General features: G+C 71.2%; 7 protein-coding genes. 4 read left to right on the top strand and 3 right to left on the bottom strand.

Going from position 1 to position 12,800, the window contains the following annotated elements:
* Positions 1–68: 68 nt before the first annotated feature.
* The 3 genes from KW843_RS21255 to glnE form a co-directional block, all read right to left on the bottom strand.
* Entirely contained in the window at positions 69–1,454 is a 1,386-nt protein-coding gene (locus KW843_RS21255) for an efflux transporter outer membrane subunit (RefSeq protein WP_218297136.1), read from the bottom strand.
* Entirely contained in the window at positions 1,451–2,179 is a 729-nt protein-coding gene (locus tag KW843_RS21250) for a TetR/AcrR family transcriptional regulator (protein ID WP_218297135.1), read from the bottom strand. Before KW843_RS21250 ends, KW843_RS21255 begins: the two co-directional genes overlap by 4 nt.
* Before the next feature lie 105 nt (positions 2,180–2,284).
* On the bottom strand, positions 2,285–5,032 hold the full coding sequence (glnE, locus tag KW843_RS21245) for a bifunctional [glutamate--ammonia ligase]-adenylyl-L-tyrosine phosphorylase/[glutamate--ammonia-ligase] adenylyltransferase (RefSeq protein WP_218297222.1): 2,748 nt from the start codon (positions 5,030–5,032) through the stop codon (positions 2,285–2,287).
* A gap of 98 nt (positions 5,033–5,130) precedes the next feature.
* On the opposite strand from glnE, the gene KW843_RS21240 reads away from it, so the two are divergent.
* The 4 genes from KW843_RS21240 to KW843_RS21225 are packed head-to-tail and all read left to right on the top strand — an operon-like array spanning position 5,131 to position 12,792.
* A complete protein-coding gene (locus tag KW843_RS21240) occupies positions 5,131–9,291 on the top strand; it encodes a YhdP family protein (protein ID WP_218297134.1) in 4,161 nt (1,386 codons plus the stop codon).
* Positions 9,291–10,106, top strand: coding sequence for a carbon-nitrogen hydrolase family protein (locus KW843_RS21235; RefSeq protein ID WP_218297221.1), 816 nt, complete (start codon positions 9,291–9,293; stop codon positions 10,104–10,106). The genes KW843_RS21240 and KW843_RS21235 overlap by 1 nt, the downstream gene beginning before the upstream one ends.
* A complete protein-coding gene (locus KW843_RS21230) occupies positions 10,103–12,163 on the top strand; it encodes a nitrogen regulation protein NR(II) (protein ID WP_370627760.1) in 2,061 nt (686 codons plus the stop codon). The genes KW843_RS21235 and KW843_RS21230 overlap by 4 nt, the downstream gene beginning before the upstream one ends.
* Positions 12,163–12,792, top strand: coding sequence for a response regulator transcription factor (locus KW843_RS21225; RefSeq protein WP_218297133.1), 630 nt, complete (start codon positions 12,163–12,165; stop codon positions 12,790–12,792). The genes KW843_RS21230 and KW843_RS21225 overlap by 1 nt, the downstream gene beginning before the upstream one ends.
* Positions 12,793–12,800 lie beyond the last annotated feature (8 nt).

Here is a 12,800-nt window from a genome sequence, read left to right as displayed (position 1 = left end):
GCGTCCCCCTCCCGACTCGCGCAGCGAGTCGGGAGAGGGGGAAGGCGCGAAGCGACTCAGGGGGTGTTTCACTCTTTCCAGCCACCGCCCGCGGCGCGGTACAGCGAAACCCAGGCGGCCTGGCGTTCATGCTGCAGCGCGATCAGCGCGTTCTCGGCCGCCAGGGAGGTGCGGCGCGCGTCTTCCAGCTCCACCAGGCTCGCCAGCCCGCCGCGCCAGCGCGCCTCCGTGGCATCGAACGAGGTGCGGTAGCCCGCCGCCGCCACCCGCGCACTGGCATTGCGCTCGGCCGTGCTCTGCAGCCGCACCAGCGCCTGCTCGACCTCGCTCACGGCCTGGCGCACCTTGGCGCGGTAGAGCGCGGCGGCCTCGTCGTAGCGTGCCTGCGCCGCCTCCACCTGGGCGCCACGGCGGCCGCCGTCGAACAGGGGCACGCTGAGCGCCAGCGGACCGATGGTCCAGGTGTTCAGGTCGGTCGTCACGCCGCCGCTGCGCACCCAGGCCGTTCCCACCGAGCCGCTGAGCGACAGGCGCGGGTAGCGCTGGGCCTGCGCGCTGCCCACCTCGGCGCTGGCGGCGGCGACTTCGCGCTCGGCGTTGTACACGTCGGGGCGCTGGGCCAGCACCTGGGCGGGCAGGGCGGCGATGGCGAACAGGGTGTCGGGCGCGGCGGATGCCGGCGTGGACAGGCGCGCGCGCAGCGCGGGCTCTTCCCACCCGGTCAGCGCCACCATGGTCTTGACGTCGACATCGCATTGCATGCGCTGCTGCGATGCGCGCGCCTGGGCTTCGGCGGCGCTGGCACGCGCCAGGGCGGCGGTGGCGGGCGCCGTGAAACCGGCGCGTTCGCTGAGGTCGGACAGCCGCGAGGTCTCGCCGCGCGACTGCGCATCGCGCTCGGCCACGCGCAGCTGCTCCAGGCAGGTGCGCAGGCTGCTCGTCTGCTGCGCCACCTCGGCGGCCACGCTCACGCGCGCCTCGTGCCACAGCGCCTGCGCGCCCGCCAGCCGCTCGTCGGCCGCCGTCTTGGTGGCCCGGTTGGCGCCGAAGAGGTCGATCTCCCAGCTCGCCTGCAGCCCGGCCTGCGCCGTGGTGGCGATGCCCGCGAGCTGCTCGTTGAAACCCCGGCTGGCGCTGGCCTGCGCATCGAGCGACGGCAGCAGCGCGGCGCGGCTGCTCACCTGCGTGGCACGCGCCTGCGCGATGCGGGCCTGGGCCTGCGCCACGCCAGGGCTGATGGCTTGCGCGGCATCGACGAGCTCGACGAGCAGCGGGTCGCCCAGCTGCGTCCACCACCGCGCCAGATCCCCCAGCGAGCCCTGGTGCGGCAAGGGCGCCTGCCACGCCACCGGCGGCGGCGCGGGCACCTGCGCGGGGGGCGCCGTGACGGCACAGGCGCCCAGGGCCAGCGGCAGGCAGGCGGCCCAGAAGAATCGGGTCTTGCTCAAAGTCATGCGTTGGATTCCTTGTGCGAATTCCGTGAAGTACTGCGGCGCGCGGGCCGTTGTGCGGCCTGCCGCCGGGCGATCTCGCCCTGCACCATGCTCAGGGCGTAGCCGGTCAGCCGGTCCACCCACTCATCCACAGCCCCCGACCCTGCCAGCTGCGGCGCAATGACCTGCAGCGGGTCGCGCTGGGTCCACATCTGCATGATCAGCCCGGCCAGGGAAAAGGCGAGGCGGTGCATGTCGTCGTCCACATCCTGCACGCCCATGTGGCGGCACAGCACCTGGACCAGGGCCAGGTGGGGGGCCCGGCACTCGCGCTCGATGAGCTCGGGCCACACGTGGGTCGGGTCCAGCAGCTCGCGCACATGCAGGCGCAGCGACTGGGTCACGAGGTCATCGTGCTTGAGCGGCTCCAGAAACCCCCCGAAATAGGAGGCGAGCGCCTGCGGCAGGGTCAGTGCGGGATCGGCGAACACGGCGATGAGGTCGCTGCCGCTGCCAAAGGGTTCATAGAACGTGGCCGTGTACAGCCGGGCCTTGTCGCCAAAGTGGTAGGCGATCGCGGCGACATTGGTGCCAGCGGCCTCGGCGATGGCGCGCACCGAGGTCTGTGCGAAGCCCCGCTCGGAGAACAGCTGCAGCGCCGCGTGCAGCAGGCGCGCGCGCGTGTCCTCGCCATCACTGCGGGCGGTGCGCTGGGCTGCGGGAATGAAATGGGCGCCAAAACTCATGGCACCGGATTAAACACCAGAATTCAAACAGTTGTTTGAATTGGCGAAGGCCAGCGGAAAATTCGCCCGCCAAAAATGCAACGAAACGTCACGCCGGGGCCGGCCTCAGCCGAACACCGCCCTCCACAGGGCCAGCACCGCATTCCGCTCGGCCTGCAGCGCGGGCGGCGCAACCTGGGTGGGCGCCTCGTCCAGGCGCGCCACGTGCTGCACGCGCCGCAGTTCGCGGTAGGCGTCGGCCGCCGCCATGCCCACGCCGGGCGGCAGCAGGCCCACCTGCTCGGCGCGCTGCAGCAGCGCGATGTTGCCCACGTTGCCCACCAGCTCCGGGTGGTTCGCGGATTGCGAGAGCACGAGGTACTGCACCGCGAACTCCGCATCCACCATGCCGCCCGGGCTGTGTTTCACATCGAACTGCCCGGCGCGCGTGGGGTGTGCCGAGCGCACGCGCTCGCGCATGAGCACGATCTCCTCGCGCAGGGCGGCGGGGTCGCGCTCGGAGGTGATCACGGCCTCGCGCACGGCATCGAAGCGCGCCTGCAGGGCGTCGCTGCCCATCACGAAGCGCGCGCGCGTCATGGCCTGGTGCTCCCAGGTCCAGGCGGTGTTGCTGCCCCGGCGCTGCTGGTAGTTGGCGTAGGCCTCGAAGCTCGTGACCAGCAGGCCCGAGCTGCCATTGGGCCGCAGTGCGGTGTCGATCTCGTACAGGTCGCCCTCGCCCGTCTTCACGGTGAGCCAGTTGATGAGCTTGCGCACGAAAGCGGCGTAGACCTCGGGCGCGCGCTCATCGTCGTCGTCGAACACGAAGACGATGTCCAGGTCGCTGCCGTAGCCCAGCTCCTTGCCGCCCAGCTTGCCGTAGCCAATGATGGCGAACTGCGGGCTGTCGCGGTGGCGCGTCTTGAGGCGGCTCCAGCACCACTGGGCGGTGATGCGCAGCACGCTGTCGGCCAGGGCGGACAGGTCATCCGCCACCTGCTCGACGGTGATGCGCCGCTCCACGTCGCGCGCGAGGGTGCGGAAGGTTTCCGCGTGCTGGGCGCGGCGCAGCAGGTTCAGCAGGGTTTCGTCATCGTCCTCGCCCGTGGACTGCAGGGACGCGAGCCGCACGGCCAGTTCGCGCTCGAAGTCCGCCACCACGAAGCGCTCGGCCAGCAGCGAATCCCCCACCAGTTCATCGATCACGCCCGGGTGCTGCAGCAGGTAGCGGGCGGGCCATTTGGCCGCGCCCAGCAGGTGCAGCAGTTGTTCGTGCACGGAGGGGCGCTCCAGCAGCAGCGCCAGATAGCTCTCGCGGCGCAGCAGCGGCTCCAGCCAGTTGGCCAGGCGCAGCGCGGCCTCTTCGGTGACGCGGCCCTCCTTGAGCCACTGCGCGGTGCGCTGCACCAGCCGGAACAGGCGGGCGCGGGCTTCGTCGCGCAGGCCCGCCACGCGCGGGTGGCTGCGCCATTCGGCCACGCGCTCGCGGAATCCGGGCGGCAGCTGTTCCAGCAGGGTGTCGAATTCGGGGGGCGGGGGCGCCGAGGCGCGGGGGCCGCCGCAGCCGCCCCCATTGCACTGCTTCTTGCCCGCGCCACCCAGCAAGGTGTCGAACTCCTGGGCCACGAGTTCGCGGTGCGCGTCCAGCTCGTGCAGGAAGGCGCAGCAGTCGGTGTAGCCCAGGGTGTAGGCGATCCAGGCGAGGTCGTCGTCGCGCGTGGGCAGCACGTGGGTCTGCTGGTCGTCCAGGTACTGGATGCGGTGCTCCACCCGGCGCAAGAAGACATAGGCGCGCGCCAGGGCATCGGCGGTTTCCTGCGGCATGAGGCCCGCCTGGGCCAGGCGCGTGAGCGCATCGAGCGTGGGCCGGCGGCGCAGCTCGGGAAACTGGCCGCCGCGCACCACCTGCAGCAGCTGCACCGTGAACTCGATCTCGCGGATGCCGCCGCGCGAGAGCTTAACGTCGTTGGCGCGCTCGGGGTGGCCCGCGCTGCGCTTGGCCGCATGGTCGCGGATCTGGCGGTGCAGGGAACGCAGCGCATCGAACACGCTGTAGTCCAGGTAGCGGCGGAACACAAAGGGCAGCACCACGCCCCGCAGCGCCTGCACTTCGGGGCTGCCAATGCAGTCGTGCGGCGCCACCACCCGGCTCTTGAGCCAGGCAAAACGCTCCCATTCGCGGCCATGCAGCTGCAGGTACTCCTCCAGCGCCGACAACGAGACCGACGGCGGGCCGGAGTTGCCATTGGGGCGCAGCGCCAGGTCCACGCGGAACACAAAGCCGTGCTCGGTGGTATCCCCCACCAGGCTGTAGATGGCCTTGACCGCCCGCGCGAAGTATTCGTGGTTGGAGATGCGCCCCCGGCCGTCGGCCGTGCCCGCGGTCTCGCCATCGTGTTCGTACACGTAGATCAGGTCGATGTCGCTGGAGACATTGAGCTCGCGCGCACCCAGCTTGCCCATGCCGATGATCCACAGCTGCACGGGCTGGCCGTCCGGTCCGCGTGGCGCGCCGTGGCGCTCGTCCAGCTCCTGCCGTGCCTGGTGGCTGGCACGGTCCAGCGCCAGCTCGGCCAGCTCGGTCACGGCGCGGGTGATGTCGGCGAGCGGCGCCTGCGCGTCGCAGTCCAGCTGGACGAGCCGCTCCATGACGAGCTGGCGCAGCACGCGCAGGGCCGTGCCCGTGTCGCAGCCGCGCGAGCGCAGCGCATCGTAGGCCGTCTCCATGGTGGCCAGGACCGGCGCCCCTGCGGGCAGCAGGGACAGATCGTCCGCATAGCGGCGGTGCAGGCGCTGGTAGAAGCGCGAATGCGCGGCCAGCGGGCCCTCGGGACGGGGCTGGTGGCAGCGGGGATCAGCGGGAGACGCGGGCATGGCAGACATGGCAAGGGGCCACATACATAAGGACACTGGTTTGTAGTGAACCCGCGCTAAGGCCGCGGGTCATAATTCCTGCCACATTCAATCCCACCATGATCGCTCCCACCACGCACCCCACCCGCCTGCTGAAATTCGTGGCAGGTCTCGCGCGGTGGTCGCTGGGTTTGCTGCTGGCCTTCTGGCTGCTGCTGGCCATCGCGTGGGGGGCACTTCATGGCTGGATTGTGCCGCGAATCGGCGATTTCCGCCCGCAGCTGGAGGCGCATGCCGCACGGGCCCTGGGGGTTCCGGTGCGGATCGGGGCCATCGCGGCGCACACGGAGGGCCTGATCCCATCGGTCGAACTCTCGGATGTCGCGCTGCTGGACGCCGCGGGCCGTTCCGCGCTGCGCCTGCCGCGCGTGGTCGTGGCACTGTCGCCCCGCTCCTTGCTCAATGGGGGTTTCGAGCAGCTCTACATTGAAGGGCCCGAGCTGGAGGCGCGGCGCACCGCCGACGGGCGCATCCAGGTGGCAGGCCTGGACTTTTCCCAGCAGCAGGGCGAGGACAACGCCGCGGCCGACTGGCTGTTCTCGCAGGGCGAAGTGTTCATCCGCAATGGCACGGTGCGCTGGACCGACGAGCAGCGCGGTGCCCCCGAGCTTGCCCTGGAGAAGGTGGACCTTCTGCTGCGCAATGGCAACTGGCACCACCACCTGCGGCTGGACGCCACCCCGCCGGAGGCCTGGGGCGACCGCTTCACGGTGGTGGGGCTGTTCCGCGCGCCGCTGCTGAGCGCACGCGACGGCAACTGGAAGCACTGGAACGGGCAGGTGTTTGCAGATTTCGCGCGGGTGGACGTCTCGCGGCTGCGCCACCACGCCGACGTGGGCGTGGAGGTAGCCCACGGCCGTGGCGCGCTGCGCGCCTGGGCCGACGTGCAGCGCGGGCAGATCGTGGGCGGCACGGCCGACCTGGCGCTGGCCGACGTCAACGCGAAGCTGGGCCCCGATTTGCAGGCGCTGGTGCTGCCCTCGATCCAGGGGCGTCTCGGCGGCCGCCGGCTGAACGGGGGTTTCGAGTTTTCAACCCAGGGCCTGCTGTTCCAGACCGATGACGGACTGACCTGGCCGGGCGGCAATTTGCGGCTGGTCCACACGGCCGCCGCGGGCAAGGTGCCCGCCCAGGGCGAGTTCCGCGCGGACCGCCTGGACCTGGCCGCGCTCGCGCAGATCGCGAGCCGCCTGCCGCTGGGGGCCACGGCGCACGATGCGGTCCGCACCTACGCGCCGCAAGGCCTGGTGGATGAGATCCAGGCCACCTGGAAAGGCCCCCTGGACAACCTGCAGCAGTACCAGCTGCGCGGGCGCATCCGCGGCCTCGCGCTGGCCGGCGATACCTCCGCCGGGGCCACCGCCCACCTGGGCCTGCGCGGGGCCACGGTGGACGTGGACATGACCCAGGGAGGGGGCAAGGCGGCCCTGACCATCGCCTCGGGCGCCCTGGTGCTGCCCGGCGTGTTCGAGGACCCCGTGCTGCCCCTGGACCGGCTCAGCGCCGACGTGCGCTGGCAGCTCGAGGGCAGCCGCATCGCGGTGCAGGCCAACGACGTGCAGTTCGCCAACGCCGACGCGCAGGGCGAGGCACGGGCGACCTGGCACACGAGCGATGCGGCCAAGGTGCCGCACCAGTCGCGGTTTCCCGGCGTGCTGGATCTCACCGGCACGCTGCACCGCGCCGACGGCACCCGCGTGCACCGCTACCTGCCGCTGTCCATTCCGGCGGATTCGCGCCACTATGTGCGCGACGCGGTCGTCGCGGGCAGCGCCAGCAACGTGCAGTTCCGCGTGAAGGGTGACCTGCACCACCTGCCGTTCAACGACCCCAGGCAGGGCGAATTCCGCATCGCCGCGCGCGTCAAGGACGTGACCTACGCCTACGTGCCCCCCAGCCTGCAGCCGGCGGGCACCCTGCCCTGGCCCGCGCTGACGGAACTGGGCGGCGAGCTGATCTTCGAGCGCTCGTCCATGCAGGTGCGCGGCGCCACCGGCAGCTTCGCGGGGCGCCAGGGCCTGCGCCTGTCCAAGGTGGATGCCCGCATCCCCGACCTGGCCCACACCGTGGTCAGCGTCAGCGCCGACGCCCGGGGGCCGCTGCCCGAACTGCTCGCGCTCATGGGCACGTCGCCCCTGGGCCGCATGACCGGCAACGCGCTCGACCAGGCCAGCGGCACGGGCAATGCGGACTTCCAGCTGCGCCTGTCCCTGCCCATCAGCGACATCAACAAGTCCAAGGTCCAGGGCAGCGTCACGCTGGCCGGCAACGAACTGCGCATCACGCCCGACACCCCTGCGCTGAGCCGCGTGCGGGGCGTGGTGCAGTTCACCGAGGGCGGCTTCTCGCTCAACGCCGTGCAGGCGCAGGCGCTGGGTGGCAGCGTCAAGCTGGAAGGTGGCATGCGCGCGCTGCCGGCCCACACGCCGGCGGCCGAGTCGGCCGTGCAGGTGCGCGCCCAGGGCACTGCGACGGCCGAAGGGCTGCAGCAGGCGCCGCAGCTGGGCATGCTCTCGCAGCTGGCGCGCCACGCCACGGGCAGCACGCCGTACGCCATGACGCTGGCGTTTCGCCGGGGCGTGCCGGAGGTGCAGGTGACGACCAGCCTGCAGGGACTGGCGCTGGCGCTCCCGCCGCCGCTGGGCAAGACCGCGGAGACCAGCCTGCCCCTGCGCTTTGAAACCCAGGTGGCGCGCGAATCCCTGGCCGGCGTGACCCAGGCCGGGCACGGGAGCGGTGCCGACGCCCCGCCCCTGCGCGACCAGGTCACGGTGGACCTGGGCGCGCTGGGTTCGGCCGTGTACGTGCGCGATATCAGCGGGCACCAGGCCCGGGTGCTGCGGGGCACCATCGGCGTCGGCCTGTCGGGTGGCGAATCGGCCCCCATGCCCGCCCAGGGCGTGGCCGCCAACATCAACCAGGGCAAGCTGGATGTGGATGCCTGGGAGGACGTGCTGACGCAGGCCACCTCCCGCGTGGAAACCGCCGCGCGCGCGCCGGCCGCCGCGGCCCCGGCCAGCGCGCACAGCCTGGCGCAGGACTACCTGCCCACCACGCTGGCCCTGCGTGCGCGCGAGCTCACCCTCCAGGGCCGGACGCTGCACAACATCGTGGCCGGGGCCCTGCGCGACGGCACCACCTGGCGCGCCAACCTCGATGCCACCGAACTCAACGGCTACCTGGAATACCGCCAGCCCGGCGCCGCCGACCAGCCCAACGGGCGCCTGTTCGCACGGCTGTCCCGCGTGAACATGCCGCAAAGCGATGTGAACCAGGTCGAAGCGCTGCTGGATGAACAGCCCGGAGCCCTGCCCGCGCTGGACATCGTGGTGGACGACTTCGAGTTGCGCGGCAAGCGGCTGGGGCGCGTGGAGATCGAAGCGCAGAACCGCGGCGGCGATGGCGCGCAGCGCGAATGGCGCCTCTCCAAATTCAACATCACCGCCCCCGAGGCGAATTTCACCGCCAACGGCAACTGGGCGGTGATGAATGCCGCGGGAGGCGGGCCGCGCACCCCCGACCGGCGCACGGTGCTCAATTTCAGGCTGGACATCCGCGACTCCGGCGACCTGCTGGGGCGCATGGGCATGCCGGGCGTGGTGCGGCGCGGCAAGGGACGCATGGAGGGCCAGGTGGCCTGGATGGGCGCGCCCTTCAGCCCGGACTACCGGTCCATGACGGGCCAGATCAACGTGAACATCGAAGCAGGCCAGTTCCTCAAGGCCGAGCCGGGCCTGGCCAAGCTGCTCAGCGTGCTCAGCCTGCAGTCGCTGCCGCGGCGCCTCACGCTCGATTTCCGCGACGTGTTCAGCGAAGGCTTCGCGTTCGACTTCGTGCGCGGCGACGTGCGCATCGAGCAGGGCGTGGCCACCACGAACAACCTGCAGATGAAGGGCGTGAATGCCGCCGTGCTGATGGAGGGCAGCGCCAACATCGACCACGAGACCCAGGATCTGCGCGTGGTGGTGGTGCCCGAGATCAATGCCATGACGGCATCGCTGGTGGCCACCGCCATCAACCCCGTGATCGGCCTGGGCAGCTTCCTGGCCCAGGTGTTCCTGCGCGGACCGCTCATCGAGGCCGCCACGCAGGAGTTCCGCATCGACGGCACCTGGACAGACCCGCGCGTCGTGCGCGTCCCCCGCCGCGGGCGCGAGCCCGGCCCCGCCAGCGACGCAGCGCCCCGCACCAGCCCCGCCAGAACCGGAGAAGCCTCATGATGAAAGTCGCCGCGATCCAGATGGTGTCGGGCACCCGCCTGGAAGACAACCTGCGCGCCGCGCGCACGCTGCTGGAGCAGGCGGCCGGCACCGGCGCCGAGCTGGCGGTGCTGCCCGAGTACTTCTGCGCGATGGGGCACAAGGACACCGACAAGCTCGCGCTGCGCGAGACCCTGGGCGAAGGCCGGATTCAGGATTTCCTGGCCAGCGCGGCGCGCGACCTGCGGATGTGGGTGGTGGGCGGCACCTTGCCGCTGCAGACCGCCGCGCCGGACCGGGTGCGCAACACCACCCTGGTGTTTGACCCCACGGGCGGCTGCGTGGCACGCTACGACAAGATCCACCTCTTTTACTTCGACAACGGCCGCGAGCAGTACCACGAAGGCCGGGTCATCGAGGCCGGTGGCACGCCCGTGCAGTTCGAGCTGCCATCGCGCGACGGCCACCGCTGGCGGGTGGGCCTTTCCGTGTGCTATGACCTGCGCTTCCCCGAGCTGTACCGCCTGCATGCCAGCGCCGGAGCGGACCTCCTGCTCGTGCCCAGCGCGTTCACCCACACCACCGGCCAGGCGCACTGGGAGGTGCTGCTGCGCGCCCGCGCCGTGGAGAACCTGGCGTACGTGCTGGCCCCCGCCCAGGGCGGCGTGCACGAGAACGGCCGGCACACCTGGGGCCACAGCATGCTGGTGGACCCCTGGGGCACCATCCTGGCCGAGCAGGACCAGCAGGCGGGCGTGGTGTCGGGCGTGGTCGACGCGCAGCGCCTGCGCGACGTGCGCCTGCAGCTTCCCTCCCTGTCGCACCGCGTCCTGTGAAGATCCCGCAGCAGCGCACACTTTTCAGGCGCTGGCGGGGCGCATGGCGGCGCTGGTCGCTGTGGACCCTGCTGGTGCTGCTCGTGATCTCCATGCTCGCCACCATGGTGTGGCTTGCGGGGCGGTACGAGGCCAGCCAGGTGCAGTCGCGCCTGGAGCGCGACACGGCCGACGCGGTGTCCGACATCCGCGTGGCGCTCACGCGCAACCTGCAGAGCCTGCAGGCACTGCACGCGGGCGACCCGGGCCAGCTCGCCTGGGAAGTGGATGCCTCGGAGCTGCTGCGCAACCGGCGCGAGCTGGTGCGCATCGAGTGGCGGGATACCAGCCTGCGGGTGCGCACGCATGCCCAGTCGCCCTACCGCCCCGTGGCCTGGGACGCGCGGCTGCGCGAAGGCAACCAGTCCGACGCCGCCATTGCCTGCGCCAACGCGCGCCGCCTGAGCAGCCCCGCCTATTCCAGCAGCTACTTCCAGCCGCACGGCGACGGGCTGGGCTCGGAAATGATGGAGCTGTGCCTGCCCCTGAGCTCGGGGGGGCGCAGCACGGGCTTCCTCGTGGCCACCTACGCCCTGCAGGACGTGCTGATCAACCTGGTGGCGCACAACCTCACGCGCAGCCAGGAGGCCTCCTTCACCGAGGCCGACGGCACCCGGCTGGCCGTGCTGGGCGCCGCGCGCCGGGGCTCGCGCATGTTCACGGCCACGCACCTGCTGGATCTGCCCGGCAGCACGCTGGTGCTGCGCATGGACACCTGGCACAGCGCGCCCAGCCTGTTCCCCAATGTATTGACCGCGCTGGTCACCGCCATGTCGATCGCGCTGGTCACCGTGATGGTGGTGCTGGTGCGCGACAACCGCCGGCGCCTGCGCGCCGAGCGCGACCTGGCCGACGCGCTGGCATTCCGCAAGGCGATGGAGGACTCGCTGGTCACGGGCCTGCGCGCCCGCGACCTGGAAGGCCGCATCACCTATGTGAACCCCGCGTTCTGCGCCATGGTGGGGTTCAGCGCCCCGGAACTGCTGGGCCAGAGCGTGACCGCACCCTACTGGCCGCCCGAGCGCGTGGAGGAGTACCGCCAGCGCCAGGCCATCCGCTTCGCGGGCACCATGCCGCCGCGCGAGGGGTTCGAGTCCGAATTCATGCGCAAGGACGGCACGCGCTTTCCGGTGCTCATCATCGAGGCCCCGCTCATCAACGCCCAGGGCCTGCACACGGGATGGATGAGCGCGTTCCTCGACATCAGCGAGCAGCGGCGGGTGGAGGAGCTTTCGCGTGCCTCGCAAGAGCGGCTGCAGGCCACCGCCCGGCTGGCCACCGTGGGCGAGATGGCCTCGCTGCTGAGCCACGAACTCAACCAGCCCCTGGCCGCCATCTCCAGCTACGCCACGGGCTCCATCAACCTGCTGGAGGCGCCGGCGCCCCAGGCGGGAAGCCCGGCGGGCGCCGCACCCAACGCGGAGCAGCTGCAGGACGTGCGCATGGCCATGCAGCACATCGCGCGGCAGGCCGAGCGCGCGGGCAAGGTGATCAAGAGCGTGCACGACTTCGTGCGCCGCCGCGACCAGGCGCGGGAGGCCGTGCAGGCGCGCCAGCTGCTCGACGCCATCCTCCCGCTGGTGAGCCTGCAGGCGCGCAAGCTGGCCGTGCGGGTGAACACCACGGTGGAGCCGAACCTGCCCCCCGTCCTGTGCGACCGCACCATGGTCGAGCAGGTGCTGCTCAACCTGGCGCGCAACGCCATGCAGGCCATGGACGACCCCGCCATTCCCACGCGCGTGCTCGACATCCGCGTGCGGCGCGCCGCCTCGAACCAGCACAGCGGATGGATCGAGTTCGCGGTGACGGACCTCGGAACCGGCATCGCGGCGGACGTGGCGAAAAAACTCTTCACGCCCTTCTTCACCACCCGCGCCGAAGGCATGGGCCTGGGCCTCTCGATGTGCCGCACGGTGATCGAGCAGCACGGTGGTTTTCTCGGATTTGCCCCCCACGAGCCGCGTGGTACGGTCTTTACCTTCACGCTGCCCGTTCCCCAACCTTCGCCTGACACCTGATGGAACCCGTATCCAACGCCACCGTGTACATCGTGGACGACGACGCCAGCGTGCGCGAGGCGCTGGCCTGGCTGCTGCGCTCGCGCCGGCTCCCGAGCGAATCGTTCGACAGCGCCGAGGCCTTTGATGCCATGCTGCAAAGCCGCCCGGCGCAGCGCCAGCCCTGCTGCCTGCTGCTGGACGTGCGCATGCCCGGCATGAGCGGCCTGGCGCTGTTCGACCTGCTCGCCGTGCGTGGCGACCTGGCCACCATGCCGGTGATCTTCCTCACGGGCCACGCCGACGTGCCCACGGCCGTGGACACGGTCAAGCGGGGCGCCTTCGATTTTTGCGAGAAGCCCTTTTCCGACAATGCCCTGGTGGACCGGATCGAGCAGGCGCTGGCGCAGTCGGCGGAGCGGCTGGCGCAGCTGCGCGAGCGCAGCGACCTGCAGGTGCGGCTCGCGGACCTGACGGAGCGCGAGCGCGATGTGATGGACCTGGTGGTGGCGGGCCTGCCCAACAAACTGATCGCCGACCAGCTGGACATCAGCGTGCGCACGGTGGAAGTGCACCGCTCGCGGGTGTTCGACAAGATGCAGGTCAAGTCGGCGGTGGAGCTGGCCAACCTGCTGCGCACGGGGCAGTAGGCCGGCCC

It is taken from the genome of Acidovorax sp. sif1233, from assembly GCF_019218755.1.
Lineage (GTDB): Bacteria > Pseudomonadota > Gammaproteobacteria > Burkholderiales > Burkholderiaceae_C > Acidovorax.
The sequence above is the reverse complement of the archived record's forward strand: the minus strand, read 5'-3'. Positions and strand labels throughout refer to the sequence as shown.